The 22,300-nt window shown below is 33.0% G+C and carries 23 protein-coding genes, 1 tRNA gene and 7 pseudogenes; 13 read left to right on the forward strand and 18 right to left on the reverse strand.

Going from position 1 to position 22,300, the window contains the following annotated elements; genetic code table 11:
• Positions 1–38: 38 nt before the first annotated feature.
• Together M3L71_RS03475 and pyrE are read left to right on the forward strand one after the other, a co-directional pair.
• Positions 39–1,223, forward strand: coding sequence for a dicarboxylate/amino acid:cation symporter (locus tag M3L71_RS03475; RefSeq protein ID WP_280144006.1), 1,185 nt, complete (start codon positions 39–41; stop codon positions 1,221–1,223).
• Positions 1,220–1,810, forward strand: coding sequence for an orotate phosphoribosyltransferase (pyrE, locus tag M3L71_RS03480; protein WP_280144007.1), 591 nt, complete (start codon positions 1,220–1,222; stop codon positions 1,808–1,810). Before M3L71_RS03475 ends, pyrE begins: the two co-directional genes overlap by 4 nt.
• A 352-nt stretch (positions 1,811–2,162) precedes the next feature.
• On the opposite strand, the gene M3L71_RS03485 is transcribed toward pyrE, so the two are convergent.
• The 7 genes and pseudogenes from M3L71_RS03485 to M3L71_RS03515 form a co-directional block, all read right to left on the reverse strand.
• A complete protein-coding gene (locus M3L71_RS03485) occupies positions 2,163–2,327 on the reverse strand; it encodes a hypothetical protein (RefSeq protein ID WP_280144008.1) in 165 nt (54 codons plus the stop codon).
• Positions 2,320–3,473 (reverse strand): annotated as a pseudogene (locus M3L71_RS03490) (IS110 family RNA-guided transposase); the annotation flags it as partial. The pseudogene M3L71_RS03490 and the gene M3L71_RS03485, both read right to left, overlap by 8 nt.
• Positions 3,474–3,596: 123 nt before the next feature.
• Positions 3,597–3,980: pseudogene (locus M3L71_RS03495) on the reverse strand (transposase); the annotation flags it as partial.
• Complete coding sequence (locus M3L71_RS03500; protein WP_280144009.1) at positions 3,959–4,255, reverse strand: IS630 transposase-related protein; 297 nt, start codon at positions 4,253–4,255, stop codon at positions 3,959–3,961. The pseudogene M3L71_RS03495 and the gene M3L71_RS03500, both read right to left, overlap by 22 nt.
• 198 nt (positions 4,256–4,453) lie before the next feature.
• Positions 4,454–4,597 (reverse strand): hypothetical protein, encoded by a 144-nt coding sequence (locus M3L71_RS03505; protein WP_280143202.1) that lies wholly within the window; start codon positions 4,595–4,597, stop codon positions 4,454–4,456.
• Positions 4,594–5,454: pseudogene (locus M3L71_RS03510) on the reverse strand (IS630 family transposase). The gene M3L71_RS03505 and the pseudogene M3L71_RS03510 overlap by 4 nt, the downstream one beginning before the upstream one ends.
• A 59-nt stretch (positions 5,455–5,513) precedes the next feature.
• Positions 5,514–6,412, reverse strand: a pseudogene (locus tag M3L71_RS03515) (IS630 family transposase); the annotation flags it as partial.
• Here M3L71_RS03515 and M3L71_RS03520 point away from each other — a divergent pair.
• Positions 6,406–6,654, forward strand: coding sequence for a hypothetical protein (locus M3L71_RS03520; RefSeq protein WP_280144199.1), 249 nt, complete (start codon positions 6,406–6,408; stop codon positions 6,652–6,654). The pseudogene M3L71_RS03515 and the gene M3L71_RS03520 overlap by 7 nt on opposite strands.
• Before the next feature lie 53 nt (positions 6,655–6,707).
• On the opposite strand, the gene M3L71_RS03525 is transcribed toward M3L71_RS03520, so the two are convergent.
• Positions 6,708–7,226 (reverse strand): hypothetical protein, encoded by a 519-nt coding sequence (locus M3L71_RS03525; RefSeq protein ID WP_280144010.1) that lies wholly within the window; start codon positions 7,224–7,226, stop codon positions 6,708–6,710.
• Between the two features lie 214 nt (positions 7,227–7,440).
• On the opposite strand from M3L71_RS03525, the pseudogene M3L71_RS03530 reads away from it, so the two are divergent.
• From M3L71_RS03530 to M3L71_RS03540, 3 genes and pseudogenes are all read left to right on the forward strand, one after another.
• Positions 7,441–7,617 (forward strand): annotated as a pseudogene (locus tag M3L71_RS03530) (IS481 family transposase); the annotation flags it as partial.
• A gap of 83 nt (positions 7,618–7,700) precedes the next feature.
• Positions 7,701–8,048 carry a transposase gene (locus M3L71_RS03535; RefSeq protein WP_264336399.1) on the forward strand — a complete coding sequence of 116 codons (348 nt, stop codon included), beginning with the start codon at positions 7,701–7,703 and terminating at the stop codon, positions 8,046–8,048.
• A 51-nt stretch (positions 8,049–8,099) separates the two neighbouring features.
• Complete coding sequence (locus M3L71_RS03540) at positions 8,100–8,594, forward strand: IS630 family transposase (protein ID WP_280144119.1); 495 nt, start codon at positions 8,100–8,102, stop codon at positions 8,592–8,594.
• A 176-nt stretch (positions 8,595–8,770) separates the two neighbouring features.
• Here M3L71_RS03540 and glmS read toward each other — a convergent pair whose 3' ends face one another.
• The 3 genes from glmS to M3L71_RS03555 form a co-directional block, all read right to left on the reverse strand.
• Entirely contained in the window at positions 8,771–10,582 is a 1,812-nt protein-coding gene (glmS, locus tag M3L71_RS03545; RefSeq protein WP_280144011.1) for a glutamine--fructose-6-phosphate transaminase (isomerizing), read from the reverse strand.
• Between the two features lie 8 nt (positions 10,583–10,590).
• A complete protein-coding gene (yajC, locus tag M3L71_RS03550) occupies positions 10,591–11,004 on the reverse strand; it encodes a preprotein translocase subunit YajC (RefSeq protein ID WP_349292732.1) in 414 nt (137 codons plus the stop codon).
• Between the two features lie 127 nt (positions 11,005–11,131).
• Positions 11,132–11,208 (reverse strand) — tRNA-Asp (locus tag M3L71_RS03555).
• A 181-nt stretch (positions 11,209–11,389) separates the two neighbouring features.
• On the opposite strand from M3L71_RS03555, the gene rpsB reads away from it, so the two are divergent.
• From rpsB to M3L71_RS03585, 6 genes and pseudogenes are all read left to right on the forward strand, one after another.
• Positions 11,390–12,205, forward strand: coding sequence for a 30S ribosomal protein S2 (gene rpsB, locus M3L71_RS03560; RefSeq protein WP_280144120.1), 816 nt, complete (start codon positions 11,390–11,392; stop codon positions 12,203–12,205).
• The gene (gene tsf / locus M3L71_RS03565; protein ID WP_280144013.1) at positions 12,202–13,047 is read left to right on the forward strand and encodes a translation elongation factor Ts; all 846 of its coding nucleotides are present in this window, start codon (positions 12,202–12,204) and stop codon (positions 13,045–13,047) included. Before rpsB ends, tsf begins: the two co-directional genes overlap by 4 nt.
• Positions 13,031–13,774: a UMP kinase gene (pyrH, locus tag M3L71_RS03570; protein ID WP_280144014.1), complete on the forward strand. Its 744-nt coding sequence runs from the start codon at positions 13,031–13,033 to the stop codon at positions 13,772–13,774. Before tsf ends, pyrH begins: the two co-directional genes overlap by 17 nt.
• A gap of 7 nt (positions 13,775–13,781) precedes the next feature.
• On the forward strand, positions 13,782–14,339 hold the full coding sequence (gene frr, locus M3L71_RS03575; protein ID WP_280144015.1) for a ribosome recycling factor: 558 nt from the start codon (positions 13,782–13,784) through the stop codon (positions 14,337–14,339).
• Positions 14,340–14,532: 193 nt separating this feature from the next.
• Positions 14,533–15,552 (forward strand): substrate-binding domain-containing protein, encoded by a 1,020-nt coding sequence (locus M3L71_RS03580; protein ID WP_280144121.1) that lies wholly within the window; start codon positions 14,533–14,535, stop codon positions 15,550–15,552.
• A gap of 141 nt (positions 15,553–15,693) precedes the next feature.
• Positions 15,694–16,752 (forward strand): annotated as a pseudogene (locus tag M3L71_RS03585) (IS4 family transposase); the annotation flags it as partial.
• Here M3L71_RS03585 and M3L71_RS03590 read toward each other — a convergent pair.
• The 6 genes from M3L71_RS03590 to M3L71_RS03615 form a co-directional block, all read right to left on the reverse strand.
• A complete protein-coding gene (locus M3L71_RS03590; RefSeq protein ID WP_349292733.1) occupies positions 16,682–17,263 on the reverse strand; it encodes an IS630 family transposase in 582 nt (193 codons plus the stop codon). The pseudogene M3L71_RS03585 and the gene M3L71_RS03590 overlap by 71 nt on opposite strands.
• A 10-nt stretch (positions 17,264–17,273) precedes the next feature.
• Positions 17,274–17,621, reverse strand: a complete 348-nt coding sequence (locus tag M3L71_RS03595) for an IS630 transposase-related protein (protein ID WP_280143264.1) — start codon at positions 17,619–17,621, stop codon at positions 17,274–17,276.
• Between the two features lie 92 nt (positions 17,622–17,713).
• Positions 17,714–18,115: a cytochrome c-type biogenesis protein gene (locus M3L71_RS03600; protein ID WP_010401557.1), complete on the reverse strand. Its 402-nt coding sequence runs from the start codon at positions 18,113–18,115 to the stop codon at positions 17,714–17,716.
• A complete protein-coding gene (locus tag M3L71_RS03605) occupies positions 18,099–19,112 on the reverse strand; it encodes a hypothetical protein (RefSeq protein ID WP_349292711.1) in 1,014 nt (337 codons plus the stop codon). The genes M3L71_RS03600 and M3L71_RS03605 overlap by 17 nt, the downstream gene beginning before the upstream one ends.
• A 7-nt stretch (positions 19,113–19,119) precedes the next feature.
• Positions 19,120–19,467 (reverse strand): ferredoxin family 2Fe-2S iron-sulfur cluster binding protein, encoded by a 348-nt coding sequence (locus tag M3L71_RS03610; RefSeq protein WP_280144017.1) that lies wholly within the window; start codon positions 19,465–19,467, stop codon positions 19,120–19,122.
• 78 nt (positions 19,468–19,545) lie between these two features.
• Positions 19,546–19,671: a hypothetical protein gene (locus tag M3L71_RS03615; RefSeq protein WP_280144018.1), complete on the reverse strand. Its 126-nt coding sequence runs from the start codon at positions 19,669–19,671 to the stop codon at positions 19,546–19,548.
• Between M3L71_RS03615 and M3L71_RS03620 the strand changes: the two are divergent.
• Positions 19,665–20,666: pseudogene (locus M3L71_RS03620) on the forward strand (IS630 family transposase). The gene M3L71_RS03615 and the pseudogene M3L71_RS03620 overlap by 7 nt on opposite strands.
• 320 nt (positions 20,667–20,986) lie before the next feature.
• On the opposite strand, the gene M3L71_RS03625 reads toward M3L71_RS03620, so the two are convergent.
• Positions 20,987–22,285, reverse strand: coding sequence for a Na+/H+ antiporter NhaC family protein (locus M3L71_RS03625; protein WP_280144019.1), 1,299 nt, complete (start codon positions 22,283–22,285; stop codon positions 20,987–20,989).
• Between the last annotated feature and the right edge of the window lie 15 nt (positions 22,286–22,300).

The raw sequence follows: 22,300 nt of genomic DNA on the forward strand, positions 1-22,300 counted from the left end.
AAATTGTTGTATAGTATCAATTTGAAGTTTTGTTTTTAATGCATAAGTTCACAATACTCTTTTCTATACTGTTTGCGGTAATTGCTTACTATTTAAACAATGAAGTAATATTTGAAATAGCAAAGCTATTTAGTGATATATTTATCAGTTTATTGAAATTGATTAGTTTACCTTTAGTTTTTCTATCAATAGTTTCAACAATTTCTGGACTTAAAGACTCAATTGAAATTAAAGTATTACTTAAGAAGACGCTTTTTTATACGCTGCTTACAACCATTATAGCTGCATTTGTTGCGCTATCTTTCTATTTATTCATAGATCCAGTAAGAAAAAATTTCATAAGTAACACAATAGAAAGTGTGAGTGACAGCAATCACAATTACTTTTCATACTTAAAATCACTCATTCCTTCGAATTTTGTGCAAGTTTTTCTTGAAAATAACGTTATTGGCAGCATACTGATCGCTTTTTTAATGGGTGGAGCTATTATCTCACTTTCAAGAGAAAAGCAGGACGTATTACATCAAATGTTTTCTGCACTGTTTGATACACTGCTTAAAATTGCTCAAGGATTATTAAAGTTTATTCCTCTTGCTGTATGGTCTTTTATCACATGTTTTTTACATGAGTTAAAGGGTGGCAGCGAATTCCACAGTCTTTTTTGGTATTTTGCTTGCATAATGTCTGCAAATTTCGTGCAAGCATTTGTGGTTTTACCACTACTCATGTGTTATAAAGGTATATCACCAATTCAGACGCTAAGAGGAGTTATGCCGGCACTTACGCTTGCATTTTTTTCTAAATCATCCAGCGCGACGCTGCCTACAACTATAGAATGTGTGCAAAATCAGCTAAAGGTGCCAAAGAAATTGTCGTCTTTTATTCTACCAATATGCACAACAATCAATATGAATGCGTGTGCTGCATTTATTTTGATTACAGTGATGTTTGTTGCAGAGATGAATGGGCACACATTTTCCTTAAGTGAGATGTTCATATGGATTTTTTTAGCTACAGGAGCTGCAATTGGTAACGCTGGAGTGCCGATGGGGTGCTATTTTATGGCAACTAGTTATTTGGTATCAATGAATGTTCCTTTGTACATTATGGGATTGATTTTGCCTATTTATACAATCATTGATATGTTTGAAACTGCAATAAATGTGTGGTCTGATATCTGTATAACCCAGATAATTAATAAAGAATTTCAAACTCAAGAATGATATTAGATAATACAATAATAAAAGAATTTGAAGAGGCTGGTGCGATTTTGCACGGACATTTTGTACTCTCGTCAGGGCTGCACAGCAACACTTACATACAATGCGCTAAAATTTTTGAAAATCCAAGCAGAGCAATGAACGTTTGTGAGCTATTGGCGAATAAAATAAGAAAAGAGCTTATTGAACCCATAGATTTAATACTATCTCCTGCGATTGGTGGAATAATCGTGGGTTATGAGATTGGTAGACAGATTGGAATCCGAACAATATTTTGCGAACGTGTTAATGGTAAATTTGAATTACGCCGTGGATTTGAGATTAAACAAGGTGAGAAAATCTTACTAATTGAAGATGTGATTACCACAGGTAAATCTTCACTTGAAGCAGTAAAATGTGGAGAAGAGAAGGGAGGTAAAGTTGTTGCTGAAGCTTCTTTGATAAAGAGAAGTAGTGAGACAAAACTACCTTTTTCTGTTATATCTTTGATTGAACTAAACATTCAAAACTATAGCGAGAAAGAACTGCCAAGTGAATTAAAACAATTACCTATAATGAAACCTGGAAGTAGAGAATATTTAACAAAGTAATTCTATATATGGCTCAAGTGGTTCAGTAACTTTTACGTGTTATATTTTTTTCACCAAAGTTAGATATTACAGTTTATTTTCCCTGTATTCGTTCAGCAGAATGGCAAAATAAGATAGACAAATAAAGATATAAAGTAAAACAATAATAGGTGTCATTCCAGCGCGTGACGATGGAATCCAGAAAGGAACAATGGATCCCAGTGTCTGAGCACTGGGATGACAAGGTAGGAAGCACTGGGATGAAACCTTTTTGCTTCAATATTTTGCACAGTAGCCATGCAACTTGACAAATACTTTTCTCTTGATTTAGCTAAGGTTTTTATGAATTTTGCCCATAAAAACCCTGTTATAACTAAAAATACACTAAATCTTGGTTTGCACATGTTTCATTTTTTGCCATAAGAGACAATAATTCTGCACTCTCATTGAAACTATTTGCAGCAGTTTTTAAAACCTCAGATTTTGCTTCTATGAGTTCGCATTCAATCTTGTCTATTCTCCTAAGAAACTCACTCAACTAACTCTTCTTGTTGAACTAATATGTAGCCAAATTCCCTCGCTTTTTTGATCAAATTTTTTACAATTCTATCTTTATAGCGTGTTTCATAGTATTCCATTCCTTTTTCTACATATTCCTGTCCGTATTTGAGCATACTATAAAATATGCATGCCATTTTTCTTGCAGTAGCTGTTATTTCTTTTGGTTCTCCCAGTCGTTTTTTCAATCTTCTGTAGTATGCACCCAACGCACTTTTACTCTTTCCTACAGAATGAGCAGCTATTCGCAAAGCATTTGCAGCACGGTTAATGACTTTACGTGTTCTTGTATTAAACACTTTTTCCCCTGTAACTTTATTAGCAGGACTGAGTCCCAACCACGACGAAAAGTGCTTTTCTGTTGGCCATTTACTGTGGTTTATACCAACTTCTGAAATTATGGTTTGTATACTTAATACATCAAATCCAGGAATTTTAGTGAAATCCATACCAGTGATTCGGTGCAGTTCCTCATACAAAGCAAAGCTTGGCTTACTTTTGCTATTTTTATTCTTTTGCTTACTTAGCTGTTTGCTTTCACAAGACTTTGTTTCAAACGTTTTATAATAGGCTTCAATATTTCTATCACATTCTGCTATTTTTCTTGATAAATATTATATAGTTCAAATTCTTGCTTTAGCGTGAATAAGTGTTCTTCTCTATAGTCACCAGCTAACGCTTTTGCAATAGTAGACTGATCATTTTTCATTCGCACGTCCCTGAATTCTGCTAATTTTTCAGAATCTCTTTCGCCTTCAATTATAGCTTCAATGATTTTCATACCAGTTATCCCAGTAATATGACTAATAACCTTGTGTAATTGTATATTCATTTGAATTAATGCCTTCTGCATACGTAGAATATGCGTAGATGCACTTTCAGTGAGATTTCTGCGCTGCCGCACGTAACTGCGCAATACACACATCTGATTATCTGGCCTAAACGATCCATAAAGCAGTCCTTAGCTATGCAGTTGTTGGAGCCATTGGCAATCTTGAACGTCAGACTTCCTACCAGGTACATTCTTTACATGCCGTGCATTTACCAATCTTACCTCGAATTTATATGACTCAAGTATTTGAAATAAAGTAATCCAGTATACTCCTGTTGATTCCATAGCTATAGTATTTTCTAAAATGAATGGATAAATTTCCATTATGGTATTACCAACCAAAAGTTGTAAGTCTGTACATTTATACATTAGAGGTCTGAGGCGGCTTTTGATGGTATGCCAACAGTGTTCTATGGGATTCAAATCTGGTGAATATGTTGGAAGATACAGCACATGAAAGCCAAAAGACTCTATTAATGATTTTGTTTTAGTGGTCTTATGAAATGTAGCATTATCCATAACTATGGTTGTGCCAAGTGGCAATTTAGGTAATAACATCTTCTCCAACAATATATTGAATACCTCTTTTTCACACCCACCTTTGAAAGTCATTGGTGCAATAAATCTCATTCCAATCCACCCGGCTACTATACTGATTCTCTCTCGAGTTCTCCCTGGAATATCTGCATAAATTTTCTTTCCTCTTGGAGCACGTCCATATTCTCGGTATAACTTATTATCAACTCCTGCTTCATCTATATATAAGATGCTGGAATGTTCTATTTTTGAGATTTTATCAATAAATTGCTGCCTATCTTCTTGATTGCGCTCTTGATATAGTGTGACTTTTTTAAAGTAATTTTTAGCTGTTTTAGTCTATACCAAATTGAATTTATTCCAAATCCAAGATTTTGTTTCATCTCTGCCAGAGTATGATCTGGATTCTTTGTAACATATTCTTCGAGTATTTTTGGGTCTATTTTTCGAATAAAGCTACCGTTTTTAGATGGCTTTAAGCTTTCACCAGCAGCTTTCTTTTTTAACCAGCGGTACAGAGTTGCTATTCCTATCTCCATGAGCTCTGCTATCTCAACCTTTGTCTTCCCTTTTCTATCATCAATACTGCCTTTTCCCTTAAATCCACACTATATGCCATTATAACTCAAATACTTTATTATACCTTTATCATTTGCTTTGGGAAATACTATACTGTTGTAACTTTACACTTTTTCAACCACCGTGCTAAGTTATGAAGGTCTTCATACCAAAATCCATTACTGACGGAACAAATAAGAAACATTACAAACTCGTTTAATAGTAGTACTGGAAATATTGACAATAAAATTACACAAAACATCTTCAAGTAAACCTATGGTATCGTAGATATAGCTCTTTTCATAATAGTCCGGAAAGTTCATAGAAAAGCAGAATCAACAGCATGACGAAAAGATGTGAATAGAGGGATGTTTTTCCTAGCTCTATTTTTTATAGCAAACCAATGATGCTCAATTTTATTGAAATCTGGGGAATACGTAGGAAGATACAAAATTTCAGCACCAACTTCTTTAGCAAGTTCAGTAATCTTATTAGACTTATGAAAAGTAGCATTATCAAGGATAACAGTTTGTCCAGGTTCCAAAATCGGTGTCAAAAACTGCTCAAACCATTTATTAAAGATATCCATATTACAATGGCCCTCAAATGTTAACGGAACAACTATTTTTCTACTATTTAGAGCTGCAATCATGCTAATTCGTTGAGTTTTCTTTCCAGATTTTAGGGCATAAAATCGCTGTCCTTTCTGAGAATATCCATAGGGATAGTCTTCGGTATTATCAATACCAGATTCATCTATATATACTAAGTTTTGAGGTTCTTTCGTTGCTATAATTTTCAAAAATTCAGCACGTTTTTCTTCATTCCTTTCTTTGTATCCATATGTCTTTTTTTGCGTGTGAGTCCAATTTTTTTAAGAGCTAGATGAATCGTTGGGATACTAACATTACTCCAAAGCTTAGCCATTTCCGATAGAGTTTTTCCACCATGTTTTTTTGGCAAATTCAGTAAATTTATTCCAGTCGGTAATTTTATGATTATAACCTCCATTTCCAAGTTTTTTCGACTGAAAATCTCCTGTTTCTTTTTTTCTTTGCTGCCACTCCCATAATGTAGTTCTTCCAATTTTAAATCTTGCTGCTACCGTTTCTCTGCTTTCCCCTTCGTCTAGTACCTCCATTGCTTTTTTTCTTAAATCATAACTATATGCTGCTGGCATACTTACCTTCACTACTATAAACTCTTATTTTAAACCGTTTGGACCATTATGAAAAGAGCTATACTATTGCGTAAAGTATTGTATTTGATATATTGCCACAACCTTTCAACAGGATTCAGTTCCGGTGAATAAGGAGGCAAGTATATGATGGTAATGTTTTCCTGAATTTTCAAACTTTTTGATCTATGCCAACTTGCACAATCCATTACAAGAAAGGCTTCTTTCGTGCCTAAATCTTTCGACATCTGCTCCAGAAATATATTCATACAATCAGTGTTTACATATGGAGCAAGTAGGCTGATTTTCTTACCACTTCTTGGATTTACCGCACTTTAGATATAGAAATTTTGTCTACCAATTTTCATTTTAACCTGCGTTCTGACCCCTTTTTTAAACCATCCGTGTCCGATTTTTGAATGAGTCCCAAATCGTGATTCATCAAAAAACACACCTCCCTTTTAGGGTGGAAATTGACTATTTTATTGAAGTATCTTTTAAACTCTTCTTGCTTGTTTTTATCTTGTTTATGGTGCATTGGCCTCGGTGTTATGTAAGAAAATTTCATCCTTTGTATCTCACGGTGCACTGTTGATTTGCTGATGTTTAGGGCAAATTCCTCTGAGATTTTTATTTGTACTTCCTTAATAGTAATATTTGGATTTCTTTCTACCCATATTTCAATTTGCTCACGTTGATTTTTGTTTAATTTGCTTTTTCTTCTCCGCTGAAACAGGGCAAATAATTTTTCTACTCTACCAAATTTTAGATGCTTTATCCATTCAGTCAAAGCAGTCCTTGAAATTTTACATATTCTTGCCACAGCGCTTATACTACTTTCTTTTCCTGCTATCACCGCTTGTAACTTTTTTGAAACATATGCGTTATTTCTTACCTTTTTTAACATTTCTTTCGCTAAATTTACAACTCTTTCGTCTAATAGTTTTGACCTTAATGCCATTTATACCTCGCTATTTCACTTACTCTAGTATGACTTTTTCCCCATTATTCTCTATCTGTTCTTTCTATAGCGGGAATTGGTATCACTACATATCTCAGCTGTGCTTTTTTGATTTTTTATTGCTTCCAAAGCTATCTTTGCTTTTAACTCTGGTTCATATTTTTTTGTTTCCATTCTTTTACCCCTTTACCTTCCTACTCGGATCAACCATTTTTTTGTCTAGTTTATGGGGTGCATTATAGACTCCATCAATGATTTGACCGTTCCTTCCAAGAACATGCTTGCATACGGGCACTTAGGCACCATTGAAAATGTCGATCATAACTGCAGAGGCGCTCCCTCTACAACTATACTTGAAAATTACTAAAAACTTAAATTTGTGTGTTTCTTTCTGATTTGACAGATTTTGTCTGTTCGATGCTTGCATTTCCTTTACTTGTTTTTCTAATTTTTTTAAAAAATTTATTATTTTTGTTCCTTGTAATTTTATTATTGTTTCCTTAAGTAGTAACGTTGATATTGGCATTGCTATTTCTTCTATCTCTTTTTCTGTTTTCCTTTCCAATTCCACTACTTTTTCTATTCCTTCGTCTGATATTTCAGTGTCTTTTTTTAGTTCTATTTCAAATTTTCTTTTTTTTAACTCTGATTTTGCTTCTTCTAATGATTCTAATGCATTCCATAGCTTTTCACCAGAATTCTGACTCCGTTTTGGTGACATAGACTGACTGCCTTTGAACTTTTTTGGTGATATGGGCTGATTTTTACCATCTTTAAGCTTTTTTGAGTTTTCACCAGCACTTACTTTAGCCATAATAAACCTCGCATATTAAATAATGCTATTACATAATATCTTTAAAGCTCAAGGTCAAATAGTATCTTTACATAATATAAATCATAAACAGAAAATTTTAGTGTAAATTGCCATATTTACTTTGTGCTACGGTTTGAGATAGAATAACAACTTGCTTCAAATATGGAAAGGCAGTACAAACTCTATAATCAAGTTACTGAACTCTCATTTACTCCTCTTTTTTTGTAAAACAATCTACAATTCATTAGAAGATCTTCAGATAGACGTTGATCATTGGTTGTGTTTTTACAATGAGACAAGACCTAATTCTAGTAAATATTGTTATGGCGATGTAGACTTTCCTGAATAGAAAACATATTGCTTTTAGAAAAATATTAGTAGAATTACATAAGAGACTGATATTAGTTTTCAATTTTTCTGTTATAGTATTTCCCAAAGCAAATGATAAAGGTATAACAAAGTATTTGAGTTATAATGGCATATAGTGTGGATTTAAGGGAAAAGGCAGTATTGATGATAGAAAAAGGGAAGACAAAGGTTGAGATAGCAGAGCTCATGGAGATAGGAATAGCAACTCTGTACCGCTGGTTAAAAAAGAAAGCTGCTGGTGAAAGCTTAAAGCCATCTAAAAACGGTAGCTTTATTCGAAAAATAGACCCAAAAATACTCGAAGAATATGTTACAAAGAATCCAGATCATACTCTGGCAGAGATGAAACAAAATCTTGGATTTGGAATAAATTCAATTTGGTATAGACTAAAACAGCTAAAAATTACTTTAAAAAAAAGTCACACTATATCAAGAGCGCAATCAAGAAGATAGGCAGCAATTTATTGATAAAATCTCAAAATAGAACATTCCAGCATCTTATATATAGATGAAGCAGGAGTTGATAATAAGTTATACCGAGAATATGGACGTGCTCCAAGAGGAAAGAAAATTTATGCAGATATTCCAGGGAGAACTCGAGAGAGAATCAGTATAGTAGCCGGGTGGATTGGAATGAGATTTATTGCACCAATGACTTTCAAAGGTGGGTGTGAAAAAGAGGTATTCAATATATTGTTGGAGAAGATGTTATTACCTAAATTGCCACTTGGCACAACCATAGTTATGGATAATGCTACATTTCATAAGACCACTAAAACAAAATCATTAATAGAGTCTTTTGGCTTTCATGTGCTGTATCTTCCAACATATTCACCAGATTTGAATCCCATAGAACACTGTTGGCATACCATCAAAAGCCGCCTCAGACCTCTAATGTATAAATGTACAGACTTACAACTTTTGGTTGGTAATACCATAATGGAAATTTATCCATTCATTTTAGAAAATACTATAGTTAATTCTTGCTTGCTAGATTAAGTTGTGTCTGGTAACCATAATGGCAAATCTTGTTAATTTGAGGCGTGGATTTTAGCCTCTCTCATCCTTACATTAGTTACATATTCTTTCGCAGAGGGCTAATGAATTTATTAGTAAAATTCAGTAATTTATAACTGACAATTAGAGCTGTTAATTAGCAACTCACTTTAAATAAGTTACTCAACTGTGACGGATTTAGCTAAATTTCTCGGACAATCTACATCTAACCCTTTTTTTTCTGCAATAGAATAAGCAAGAAATTGCATAGCAACACTGTAGATAATTGGAGAAACAAAATTATCAACTTCTGGAAGTTGCACCACATCTATGCAAATTTCCTTTAAGAGCGGTGCTCCTTGCTTATCACTAAAGGCAATTACTTTACCTTTTCTTGCAATAATCTCTTGTATATTGGATAGCGTTTTAAAGAATAAATTATCGTAAGGAATAATTGCGATAACAAGTACAGTAGAGTCTATCAAGGCGATAGAACCGTGCTTCATTTCTCCCGCTGCAATACCAATTGTGTTGATATATGAAAGCTCTTTTATCTTCAATGCACCTTCCATTGCAACTCCATATGAGCTTCCTCTCCCAATTATAATTATATTATTGTGCTCTAATATACTGCCTGATATATGTTGTATTTCCATCACATTCAAAACATGCTCTACATGTTCGGGAATGGAATTAATAGCACCGCTTAGTTCCTTTATCCTCTCTCTACCCAGTATACCTTTTATTTTTCCAAGCTCTACAGCAAAGCATGCTAAAATTGCAAGCTGCGTAGAAAAGGTTTTTGTCGAAGCAACACCAATCTCAGGTCCAGCAAGAGTATGCAATACAATATCTGAGGCTTTTTCTATGCTGCTATTAAATGTATTAATTATGCTAATGATCATTTGTTTCTGCAATCTCGCATAACGTAGTGCTTCCATAGTATCTGCAGTTTCACCAGATTGAGAAATGAATAAGCCAATACTACCTTCTTCGAGCTTGACGCTGCTATACCTAAATTCTGACGAGATTTCTAGATATACCCGAATTTGAGCAATACTTTCCAGCCAACACTTTGCTATTAGTCCAGCAAAATAGGATGAACCGCATCCAACTATAGTAATGTAACCTAGTTCAGAAAATAATTCTTTGTTGATTTCTTTATATTGTTTATAAAATTGATTTATTGTTTTGTTTAATGCATACGGTTGCTCAAAAATTTCTTTTAGCATAAAGCTAGGGTAACCATTTTTACTAATTAGAAAATTTCTTGGACTGCTATTTTCTGTTCTGCGTTTAACTTTTATACCATTATTATATATACTGAATTCGTTAGATTTTATTACTGCAATATCATTATCTTCTAAATGCAATATTTTTTCTACAAATGAATTCAAAGTATTAGTATCAGAAGCAGCAAACACTTTATTACAGTTATATCCTATTGCTAAAGGCAAATTTCTTTTTGCAACAAATAAAGTATCTGGATATTCTGCAAATAATAGAGCCAAAGCAAGTGAACCTTGTAAATTGTTTAGACACTGTAATATAGAATCAACTGGTGACAATCCTTCATTAAGATATGCAGTTAATATGTTTGGTATTACTTCTGTATCAGTGTCGGTATGAAAAGATACTCCCTTTTCCTCCAGATCCTTTTTTAATATATTGTAATTTTCAATTATGCCATTATGAGCAACAACAACATTATTTATATAAATGGGATGAGCATTTTTAAGATTTGGAGCTCCATGTGTAGCCCAACGAGTATGTGCTATACCAACTTTGCTACTAGATATCTTGCTCTCATGAACAACTTCACACAATCTTTCAACTTTACCTTCTGATTTTTTTACTTCTATCTTACCTCTATTATTTATAATTGCTATACCTGAAGAGTCATAGCCTCTGTATTCCAATTTTTGCAACGCGGTTAGTAAAGTTGTTATTACTGAATCACCGCTACTTACTATACCTAATATTCCACACACTTCTTAAATTATGAAGCATTTTTGTCTTTTTTACTTTCCTCTAGTTTATTTTTCTTGCCATTCTTTTCAACTTTGCTTTTTTCAATAGATTTAGCTACTGGCTTTTGAATTTCTTTATTTAAGATTTCAGATATAGCAGACTTTAGGATTGTTATTTCAATTTTTGGTGCTATTTCTAGTATTAGTTGTGCATTTACTTCGTCAACTTTGTTTACTTCACCTATTATTCCACTAGAAGTTATAACCGTATCACCACGTTTTATTTGATCTATCATCCTTTTATGTTCTTTTAGTTTTTTGTGATTGGGGCGAATAATGAGAAAATAAAATACTACAAATATTAAAATGAGTGGAATAAAGTTAGCAACAGATGCTGATACATTATTAGTCGCATCTGCCGCAAAAACCTCAGAAATGAACATATTTAATCCCAATTATTAATAAAATTAAATAGATTAAGCAGCAATTACAATATCATGTCAAGTCTCTGAAAGAAATTAATTAAAATTAATAAGAAACTTAAAGAATTTTAAGGTGTTTCTGCTGTAATGGCGGGAGTGATGAGACTTGAACTCACGACCTCATGCGTGACAGGCATGCGCTCTAACCGACTGAGCTACACCCCCCATTGCTTTTTAACGTTTGCAACCTTAAAGCTAATCAACGTGTTGCCACTTGTCAATATTTTTTGTTTGCGCTTTTTTGTCTTTTTTATTACCATGTAAATAACTTAATTTCACACATGGCTTATGCAAGTAGTCCCGTTAGGGTTATGCCATGGAGGATAAACTATTTGGAGGAGTAAATATGACAAATTTGCCTAAAGTTACTATACGTGATTTAGCTGAATCTGGTGTGCATTTTGGCCATAAAGTTAGTCGCTGGAATGCGAAAATGGCCCCATATATATATGGTATACATCAACAGAATCGTATACACATAATAGACTTGCGAAAAACATTACCATTGTTAGAGGCGGCGATGAAAGCTTTATACGATGTTGCATCTCAAGATGGCCGCATTTTATTTGTTGGTACGAAATTTCAAGCTTTAGATATTGTTGCAAGTGAAGCAGTTCGTTGTGGTCAGTATTATGTAAATGATCGATGGCTTGGTGGTATGCTTACTAATTGGAACACTGTTTCTTTTTCGATAAAAACTTTGATACAATATGAGAAAATATCCAATGATAAAGATAGAATCTTAACAAAAAAAGAATTAGGAAACATTGAAAAGAAAAGAAAAAAGCTTGATAAAGAATTGGGTGGAATTAGAGAAATGGGAGCAGTTCCTGATATTTTATTTATTATTGATACTAACAAAGAGCATATAGCGGTTAAAGAGGCTAAAAAACTGGGTATTCCTGTAGTTGGAGTGCTTGATACCAATTCTGACCCAGATGGTATTGCCTATCCTATACCAGGAAATGATGATTCAAGAAAATCAATAGAGCTCTATTGTAAATTAGTTGCTGATTCTATATTAGCTGGAATAGAGTCTAGTTTGACAAGGTCTAGAGTTAAGGATGATGAGCTTATTCAAGAAAAAGAAGAGGATATTGTGCAAACTAAAAAGAAGCGTATTAAGGTTGAAACAGCAAAGGAGGTAGTAGTAAGTAAATGAAGATGGATTCAAGTAGTATAAGGGAATTACGCGATAGAACAGGGCTTGGCTTAAGCGATTGTAAGAAAGCGTTAGAAGAGTGTGATGGTGATATTAAGAAAGCCGTTGATAGGTTACGTACAATAGGATTTGCTAAAGCTGACAAAAAGTCTGATAGAGTAGCTTCGGATGGGCTTATTGCTATGTTCTTGGCTAAAAATTATGGTGTATTGGTTAAAGTCAATTGTGAAACTGATTTTGTTGCTAGAAATGAGAAGTTCATAGCATTAGTTTCAAATTTAGCATCAATTGCTTGTCAAGAACGTTGTACTAGTCTTGATGAGTTAAAAAATGCCAAATATGAAGATGTTGGTACAGTGCAGCAAGCTATTATGAGTGGTACATCGGTTCTTGGTGAGAAGTTAGAGTTAAGCAATCTTTGCTACCTAGAGACTAAGGATGGGATTATTGCTGGCTATGTACATGGTAATATGCATGGCTTAGGTAAGATTGGTGCTTTAGTAGCATTGCAATCATCTGGTGATAAACAAGAGATTGGAAAGCAAATAGCTATGCATGTAGTTGCTATGAAACCTGAAGCTTTATCTATAGATGATTTAGATCAAGAAAAATTAAACAATGAGCGTTCTATAATTGAGGAGCAAGTAAAGAGCTTAAATAAACCTGAAGAGGTAGCGAAAAAAATAGTGGATGGACGAATGGCTAAATACTATGAAGAAGTTGTTCTGCTAGAGCAGAAGTTTATAAAAGATGATAAAATGAAGATTGCTGATTTTATAGAATCAAGTGCTGTTAAATTAGCTAATTATAAGTTACTTACTTTGGATGGTGCAAATAAGTAACAAAACTTCAGAATTAAAGTACCCCAGAGTGTTATTCAAAATCTCTGGGGAGGCTTTGATGGGATCAAAGCTATTTGGCCATGATATGGAAGTTATAGATAAACTATCCAAAGACATAGTTGAAGTTTGTAATCTCGGAGTTCAAGTTTGTATTGTTGTTGGTGGTGGGAATATTTTTCGTGGTGCATCAGCATCTTTAAGTGGCTGTGAAAGAGCAAGCAGTGATTATATTGGAATACTTGGTACTGTCATTAATGCTTTAATTTTGCAAAATTTTTTAGAAAAAAGCTCTATAGTCTCTAGGGTGTTGTCTGCTATACCCATGACTACTATATGTGAGCCTTATATAAGAAGGAAGGCTATTCATCATTTAGAGAAAGGTAGAGTAGTCATTTTTGCAGCAGGCACAGGTAACCCATTTTTTACTACAGATACAGCTGCAGCTTTACGTGCTGTTGAAATGAATTGTGATGTTATTTTAAAAGGTACTCAAGTAAGTGGTGTATATTCTGCCGATCCAAAAAAAAATGAGAATGCTGTGATGTATGATAGGCTTTCTTATACAGATCTGCTAACTCGTGATTTAAAAGTTATGGATGCATCAGCAATTTCACTTGCTCGTGAGAATTCTATCCCAATTGTAGTTTTTTCTTTAAAAAGAGAAAAAATGGTTGATATTATTAAGGGTCAAGGCACTTATACTATAGTTTCAGATTGTAAACATTAGGTAATTTATGTTAAACGAAATAAAAGCTAAAACAAAAGAAAGAATGCTAAAAACTATTCAGTCTTTTCACGATGATATGAAAGGTGTACGTACTGGTAGAGCTAACGCATCATTACTTGATGGTATAGTTGTAAATATCTATGGTGGACATCAAAAACTGAACCAAGTTGCAGGAGTTTCAGCTATAGATAACAAAACTCTATCAGTTAAAGTTTGGGATGCTAATGTTATCGGTGAAGTAAAAAATGCGATAATCAATGCTAACCTGAATTTAAATCCTGTTGTTGAAGGAAATACTATACGTATAGTTCTTCCAGACTTAACACAAGAAACTCGTGAAAAATTAGTGAAATTATTGCATCAATTTTCTGAAAATGCACGAGTTGCAATTAGAAATATACGCAGAGATGTTATGGAAGAAATAGAGGAAATGAAGAAAAATAAGGAAATCTCAGAAGATGATTTTCATGTTGCCAAAAAGGAAATACAAAACATTACTGATGATAATGTAAAAAAAGTCGATGATGACTTATCTATTAAAGAAAAGGATATATTGCATCATTAAGTTAATATGAAAGAATTTTTCAGTATTGAAAAAAATAAGAGGATTCGATATAGATACAGTTGTATGAATGCTATGATTCAGATCTCATCATTACGCACACATTTGATCGTTATACCTTTTGAAATCTAGAAAAAAAGCTTTTCAGTTTGATTTTTTATTACGATAATTAAGTTTACACTCTTGAGCGAAAATGATGCTGAAACGCCTTTTCCTTATTTTTGCATTTGTATTACTCATCCCACTTTCAAATGTTGATGCCAGAAGATATATCAGAATTGTTGGATCTTCAACTGTTTTTCCTTTTATCTCATTTATATCTGAAGAATTCAGCCGTATATTTTCCTTTAAAACTCCAGTTGTAGAATCGATAGGAAGTGGATCAGGGTTCAAAATGTTTTGTTCAGGAATAGGGGAAGGCACACCAGATATCACTACTTCATCTCGCCCTATGAAGGAAGTAGAGAGAGAATTATGTAAAAGAAATAAAGTGAATGAAGTAATAGAGATCATAATTGGCTATGATGGAATTGTTATTGCAAATTCAAATCAAAGCCATAGATTTGATTTTACAAAAAACGACCTGTTTGAAACTTTATCTTCATATTCTGAAGACAATGATAGATTAGTAAAGAATAACAAGAAATTTTGGTCTGATGTAAATCAAGCTCTACCAAAAACAGAAATTAAAATCTATGGCCCACATCAAAATACAGGTACACATGAAACTTTGATTAATTTTATTATGCTTGATCAATATTCATGTATGAACTCAAGGATTTTCAAAGAGAATTATCAAGAACAAGAAAAAAGAAAGAAAGCATGTAGTAATATCAGAGATGATGGAAGATATATAGAAGTTGGAATTAATGAAAACATAATAATACAAAAATTGAAGAGCAATAAAAATGCTTTAGGAATATTTAGCTTCAGCTTTTTAGCGAAAAACCAAGATGAGATTCAAGGAAGCACAATCGCAGGAATTGAGCCAACTTATAAAAATATATCATCGGGGGAGTATATGTTAGCAAGGCCTTTATATCTTTATATAAAGAAAGAACACTTAGATACTGTTGATGGATTAAGGGAATTCATTAGAGAAGTTGTAGACTCTATTAGTACTGAAGGTGGATATTTATCTAGGCTTGGCTTAATTCCACTTTCAAGCGAAAATATGAAAAAAGTCTTGGAAAAGGTTCGTGATATAATATTATGACTTTGATATTTTTTTATTGGAAGTGTTAAATAAACCATACGCGTCAAGTTAAGGAACTGTGGTAATAAACTTAGTGTAAGGAAGAGAAAGAAAAGATATAAGTTCTCTTAAATCTAACAAAGAAAACGGAGAACTTATACAATGAAAAGAATAGTTTGCATCTCAAAAAAGCTCAAAGAATTTTTTAATGAAAAAGCAGATAAAATCTCAGCTACAACAGGGTTCATAAAAAGAAAGAGGAAGCTAAAAGGCTCGTCGTTCATAAAAGCCATCGTTTTGGATAATATAGGGGTTGATAATTGTAGTATAGAGACAGTGTGTCAATTATTGAATGAAGACTCGATAAATATAACAAAACAAGGTCTGGACTTTAGATTTACCAAGGAAGCAGTGGAATTTATGAAAAGAATGTATAATGAATCTTTAACGTTACTTAAAAATACCTTACAAGTTGATTGCAGAATCTTGAAGCACTTTGGAGGTGTTAAATTATTAGACAGCAGCTACATTAGATTACCTAACAGTATGGAAGACATGTATAAAGGTTATGGTACCAGCTACAGTGGTTATGAAAGCAATACTAAGTCTGGAATAAAGTTACAATTAGTTTTTGACTACCTAAACCAGACATTAGACCAGCTTAATATAACTGAAGGAATAAGGTCAGATCAGGGTTATAGAAGCCATTTAAGCAATATATCGAACAACGATTTACTAATATCTGATTTGGGTTATTTTGTGCCAAGTTCTTTTAAACACATCAATGAAATAGGAGCTTATTTCATAAGTCGTTATAAATCCGATACTAACATATATGATATAGAGACAGGTCAAAAAATAGATTTACTAGAACATTTGGGAGATCGATCTTTTCTAGAACAGGAGGTATTGTTAGGAAAAGAGACAAGGGTTAAAGTAAGAATTATATTTAAAAAACTAACTGAAGAACAAGCTGTGGCTAGAAGAAGAAAGGCTAATAGGTTAGCAAGATCACATGGATACACATCTTCTCAAAGGAACCAAAAGTTACTAAATTGGTCAATATTTATAACTAATGTTCCAAAAAGTAAGATTAATGCTGAGCAAATACTAGTAGTTTACCGAATAAGATGGCAAATTGAATTATTGTTCAAATTATATAAGAGTAATATAAGGATTGATAAGCTGAGAGGAAAGCCATACAGAGTATTATGTGAGCTATAGTATTTTCTAAAATGAATGGATAAATTTCCATTATGGTATTACCAACCAAAAGTTGTAAGTCTGTACATTTATACATTAGAGGTCTGAGGCGGCTTTTGATGGTATGCCAACAGTGTTCTATGGGATTCAAATCTGGTGAATATGTTGGAAGATACAGCACATGAAAGCCAAAAGACTCTATTAATGATTTTGTTTTAGTGGTCTTATGAAATGTAGCATTATCCATAACTATGGTTGTGCCAAGTGGCAATTTAGGTAATAACATCTTCTCCAACAATATATTGAATACCTCTTTTTCACACCCACCTTTGAAAGTCATTGGTGCAATAAATCTCATTCCAATCCACCCGGCTACTATACTGATTCTCTCTCGAGTTCTCCCTGGAACATCTGCATAAATTTTCTTTCCTCTTGGAGCACGTCCATATTCTCGGTATAACTTATTATCAACTCCTGCTTCATCTATATATAAGATGCTGGAATGTTCTATTTTTGAGATTTTATCAATAAATTGCTGCCTATCTTCTTGATTGCGCTCTTGATATAGTGTGACTTTTTTTTAAAGTAATTTTTAGCTGTTTTAGTCTATACCAAATTGAATTTATTCCAAATCCAAGATTTTGTTTCATCTCTGCCAGAGTATGATCTGGATTCTTTGTAACATATTCTTCGAGTATTTTTGGGTCTATTTTTCGAATAAAGCTACCGTTTTTAGATGGCTTTAAGCTTTCACCATCAGCTTTCTTTTTTAACCAGCGGTACAGAGTTGCTATTCCTATCTCCATGAGCTCTGCTATCTCAACCTTTGTCTTCCCTTTTTCTATCATCAATACTGCCTTTTCCCTTAAATCCACACTATATGCCATTATAACTCAAATACTTTGTTATACCTTTATCATTTGCTTTGGGAAATACTATAGCTACTTGCATTTGTTGTAAACTCACTTTTACTCTATAGTTATCTTTTTACTACCTTATCTATTTTCTGAACTGATTTTCGTATTAAAAAACATCCAATAAGAAGAATTATAAAAGGAATAAACCATAAAATGTAGGTACTAGATTTTACAGGTGGTACAATGATAATTGAATCTCCATAAGAATTTTTTAACTCTGAAACTATTTGCTCGTTAGTATATCCATCACTGATCTTCTTGCGAATTGTCTTACGCATACCATATGCAACTTGAGACTCAGATTCGGATAATAATTCACCAGAGCATACTGGACACTTTATTACTGCAAATAAGCTACTTGCTCGCTCTTCCATGCTTTCGTCTCTTAGTTTATCATCCAAAGTAAAAGCATTTATGCTTAAATGGAATATCAATGTAAAAAGTAAGCTAATTACTATTCTCATTCCTGGTGAATTGAGTGATAAAATCAGTAGTGGATAATTTTCCAATAAAGCCTGAACCTACATTATTGTCGTACTTTATTGAAAATTGAATGTCGTTATCAGTGATTTTTTCTGATAAGGAAGATATTGATTTTTCCAATTTATCTGCAGTCTTTGAATCATTAGTCATAAACGAAATTAATTCTTTATAATTTGATATGGCTACATTGATTTTATCTTCAAATGAAGATGTAACTAAATTGTAATTACTTACTCCACCATTCGCAGCAATAGAAAAGTTATTACTCTCAATCAAAAATTTTTCTATGTTGAAATTAATCTTAGAAGCTGAAATATGGTTTACAAATTCATAATCTAATTTAGCGTCGACACTAAGGTAATTTTCAGGACTTGCAGTATGTTTATAACGGTAAGTATAAAAATCAAATTCTAGTTTAGTATTTTCATTCAGTTCTTTATCAAAGTGAAATTGAATGTAATTACTTTTATCATTCACTTCAGTTATAACACTTTGCTGATTTTCTAAAACATCACATTTTAATCCATAATCTTCGTAACGAAATGTATCTATATAGTCTATTACAGTGCTATTTGTGTTGAATTTTAATGAAGATAGTAAATCATTTAGTTTAACAACAAAGTGGCTACTCACGTGTGTGTGACACTTTATATTCTTTTTCTCATCACTACGGACAGCAATGTTTACTTTATTGCTTGGTATATAGATATATACTGACTTATCAAATAATCTGTTTTTTATCACTAAAGCTTCAGATGAAACAGTTAATTGCTCATTAGAAAATTTTGGATTCGTTACACGAAAAACTAGGTTAAAAGGAAATCCCTTAAAATCATGTGAAATATCAACTTTTTCGTCATTAATGTAATCAGTTAAAAGACTTTTTAACTTAAATGCAGAAAAATACCAAAAACCACTATACGCTAGAGGAATAAACAAAGGTAAGGAGATGAGAATATAGATAAAAATTTTACGCATTATCCTCTTATTTATCTAATGATATATTTCTTGTACCTCTGGGCAAGGTTACGCACAAACCGTCAATATCTTTTGTGATTTTTATTTGGCATCCAAGCCTCGATGTCTCTGTTAAACCGAAAGCTAGATCCAGCATGTCATTTTCCTCATCAGATATAGGATTATGTGTTTCTACAACATCATAAAATTTTGGATCAACAATCACATGGCATGTAGAGCAAGCAAGAGAACCTTCACATGCACCTTCAAGCAGATCTGGATCACTTCTATGGGCTAAATTAAGAAGAGTTTCTCCCTCTGCAGCTTCATAACTTTTCTTACTTCCATCAGGTAAAATAAAAGTAACGGATGGCATACTATTAAAATCTCTACTAATTTCTCTATATTCTACAAATAATAACTAATATTTGCAAACTCTTTGTAATTCCATTGCCTATCTCTTGTCATCTATATTCCTATCAAGAAAGTTACACCAATTCCCGCTATAGAAAGAACAGATAGAGAATAATGGGGAAAAAGTCATACTAGAGTAAGTGAAATAGCGAGGTATAAATGGCATTAAGGTCAAAACTATTAGACGAAAGAGTTGTAAATTTAGCGAAAGAAATGTTAAAAAAGGTAAGAAATAACGCATATGTTTCAAAAAAGTTACAAGCGGTGATAGCAGGAAAAGAAAGTAGTATAAGCGCTGTGGCAAGAATATGTAAAATTTCAAGGACTGCTTTGACTGAATGGATAAAGCATCTAAAATTTGGTAGAGTAGAAAAATTATTTGCCCCGTTTCAGCGGAGAAGAAAAAGCAAATTAAACAAAAATCAACGTGAGCAAATTGAAATATGGGTAGAAAGAAATCCAAATATTACTATTAAGGAAGTACAAATAAAAATCTCAGAGGAATTTGCCTAAACATCAGCAAATCAACAGTGCACCGTGAGATACAAAGGATGAAATTTTCTTACATAACACCGAGGCCAATGGACCATAAACAAGATAAAAACAAGCAAGAAGAGTTTAAAAGATACTTCAATAAAATAGTCAATTTCCACCCTAAAAGGGAGGTGTTTTTGATGAATCACGATTTGGGACTCATTCAAAAATCGGACACGGATGGTTTAAAAAGGGGTCAGAACGCAGGTTAAAATGAAAATTGGTAGACAAAATTTCTATATCTAAAGTGCGGTAAATCCAAGAAGTGGTAAGAAAATCAGCCTACTTGCTCCATATGTAAACACTGATTGTATGAATATATTTCTGGAGCAGATGTCGAAAGATTTAGGCACGAAAGAAGCCTTTCTTGTAATGGATTGTGCAAGTTGGCATAGATCAAAAAGTTTGAAAATTCAGGAAAACATTACCATCATATACTTGCCTCCTTATTCACCGGAACTGAATCCTGTTGAAAGGTTGTGGCAATATATCAAATACAATACTTTACGCAATAGTATCTACGATACCATAGGTTTACTTGAAGATGTTTTGTGTAATTCTATTGTCAATATTTCCAGTACTACTATTAAACGAGTTTGTAATGTTTCTTATTTGTTCCGTCAGTAATGGATTTTGGTATAAGATAGATACCACCAGCATCTCACAGAGTTGCAAGTATAGAATTTTCTTAGTTTTAGATTTTACTAAATATATTACTGAATTAACATTATTAAACTTGATCTGCCATTTCTTCTGATCTTAAGTTATAATTTTACTAATGCCATTTGATTAATTGCAACTTCAGCATTGCTATCTTTCAATAAATTTGCAGGACTATTACAATGGTATATGATTGCAGCAACAACAGATTAATTTATATATGAATATGGCTCAACTTTACAGCATAATCAGTTAGCATAATTTGCACAAAGCTACAGAAGAGTTGTTTATGGTAATTGAGGAGCTACAACCACATGACGTCTACCATTAATAACTATTTCACTTATTGCAACTGCTGCAAAAACAAAACAATAATATACTTTTGTCAGTACAGCAATAGGTGAAAGAGAGGCAATGCTGCTTGCTAGCAATATTTGAGAACCATAAGGTAAGATACTTTTTGTGATCGCAGTAAATATTTCTAATAAATACGCACTACGGTGTGGTGCAATGTTATATCTTTGTGCAAGTCTTTTCGCAATATTACTAGTTAATAAAATAGCAACAATATTGCTGGAAACTAAAATAGTAAACAAAGATGATATTCCTGCAATCATAAGTTCAGCTTGACTTCTTGTGAGATTCACCTCATCGGTGAATTTATCTATATTTTTCTGACTGTATTCGTACATTAAGTGGCTTAATCCACTACTGAAAAGAATAAATATCATTACCTCATTCATCTTATTAAAACCCCTACATATATCATGAGAATAATCAATAATAGAATAATCAAAAAAAGCTATTCCTAATATTCCAGCAACAACCATATTAACAGCTAATGTTACCAGTGTGTTTATTTCAAATAAACCCATAATTATTAAAGATATATAAGGGATAATTTTGACTATGGATAAATAATTCAGACTTGAGAGAGAAACAACTTCTGTGCTATTTGAAATCATTACTAGATAAGTAAGTATTATAAGACCTGTAACAGATCCTGTCTTTAGGGTTAGTTTTAGTTTATCCTTTACTGAAGCTCCTTGTGAAGAAGTAGCAGCAATAGTAGTGTCAGATATCATTGAAAGGTTGCTGCCAAACATAGACCCACCTATCACAGCTCCAACGCCCACCGCACAATCAAAAGCTCCATTTTGTGCTAGATTCACAGCTATTGGTGTTATAAGTGCAATAACTCCGATTGATGTGCCTATTGCACTTGCAATAAACGCAGAAATTAAAAACATTCCAGGAAGTAATAATTGTGCTGGAAGAAAGCAAATAGTTAAGCTAGCAATAACATTTATACTACCAAGCGATTGAGTAACAGTAGAAAATGCCCCAGCAAGGAGAAAAATCAAACACACGGTAAGAGTAGTTTTATTCCCCATACCTTTTATAAGTGTATCAATACTATGCTGAATTTTGTTTTTATTGAATAGAACAGCAAAAAATAATGCTGGTAATAAGCAAACTAACGGTGAAATTTGATGAAGAGGATTGCCAAGTCCGATAAAAGAAAAATAAATACCACTTCCAAGGTATAAAGCTAGAAAGATAATGAGAGGAAGAAATGAAAACACTTATCGTAGTTGAAC

It is taken from the genome of Wolbachia endosymbiont of Frankliniella intonsa (assembly GCF_029856955.1).
In the GTDB taxonomy this organism is placed as follows: Bacteria; Pseudomonadota; Alphaproteobacteria; order Rickettsiales; family Anaplasmataceae; genus Wolbachia.

Excerpts from the sequence above, each read along its gene's own strand:
- M3L71_RS03475 (WP_280144006.1), top strand. The coding sequence starts at position 39 with ATGCATAAGTTCACAATACTCTTTTCTATACTGTTTGCGGTAATTGCT.
- pyrE (WP_280144007.1), top strand. The coding sequence starts at position 1,220 with ATGATATTAGATAATACAATAATAAAAGAATTTGAAGAGGCTGGTGCG.
- M3L71_RS03500 (WP_280144009.1), bottom strand. The coding sequence starts at position 4,255 with ATGGAGATAGGAATAGCAACTCTGTACCGCTGGTTAAAAAAGAAAGCT.
- M3L71_RS03505 (WP_280143202.1), bottom strand. The coding sequence starts at position 4,597 with ATGAACTTTCCGGACTATTATGAAAAGAGCTATATCTACGATACCATA.
- M3L71_RS03520 (WP_280144199.1), top strand. The coding sequence starts at position 6,406 with ATGCCATTTATACCTCGCTATTTCACTTACTCTAGTATGACTTTTTCC.
- M3L71_RS03525 (WP_280144010.1), bottom strand. The coding sequence starts at position 7,226 with ATGGCTAAAGTAAGTGCTGGTGAAAACTCAAAAAAGCTTAAAGATGGT.
- M3L71_RS03535 (WP_264336399.1), top strand. The coding sequence starts at position 7,701 with ATGGCATATAGTGTGGATTTAAGGGAAAAGGCAGTATTGATGATAGAA.
- yajC (WP_349292732.1), bottom strand. The coding sequence starts at position 11,004 with ATGTTCATTTCTGAGGTTTTTGCGGCAGATGCGACTAATAATGTATCA.
- rpsB (WP_280144120.1), top strand. The coding sequence starts at position 11,390 with ATGACAAATTTGCCTAAAGTTACTATACGTGATTTAGCTGAATCTGGT.
- tsf (WP_280144013.1), top strand. The coding sequence starts at position 12,202 with ATGAAGATGGATTCAAGTAGTATAAGGGAATTACGCGATAGAACAGGG.
- pyrH (WP_280144014.1), top strand. The coding sequence starts at position 13,031 with ATGGTGCAAATAAGTAACAAAACTTCAGAATTAAAGTACCCCAGAGTG.
- frr (WP_280144015.1), top strand. The coding sequence starts at position 13,782 with ATGTTAAACGAAATAAAAGCTAAAACAAAAGAAAGAATGCTAAAAACT.
- M3L71_RS03580 (WP_280144121.1), top strand. The coding sequence starts at position 14,533 with ATGCTGAAACGCCTTTTCCTTATTTTTGCATTTGTATTACTCATCCCA.
- M3L71_RS03595 (WP_280143264.1), bottom strand. The coding sequence starts at position 17,621 with ATGGCATATAGTGTGGATTTAAGGGAAAAGGCAGTATTGATGATAGAA.
- M3L71_RS03600 (WP_010401557.1), bottom strand. The coding sequence starts at position 18,115 with ATGAGAATAGTAATTAGCTTACTTTTTACATTGATATTCCATTTAAGC.
- M3L71_RS03605 (WP_349292711.1), bottom strand. The coding sequence starts at position 19,112 with ATGCGTAAAATTTTTATCTATATTCTCATCTCCTTACCTTTGTTTATT.
- M3L71_RS03610 (WP_280144017.1), bottom strand. The coding sequence starts at position 19,467 with ATGCCATCCGTTACTTTTATTTTACCTGATGGAAGTAAGAAAAGTTAT.
- M3L71_RS03615 (WP_280144018.1), bottom strand. The coding sequence starts at position 19,671 with ATGCCATTTATACCTCGCTATTTCACTTACTCTAGTATGACTTTTTCC.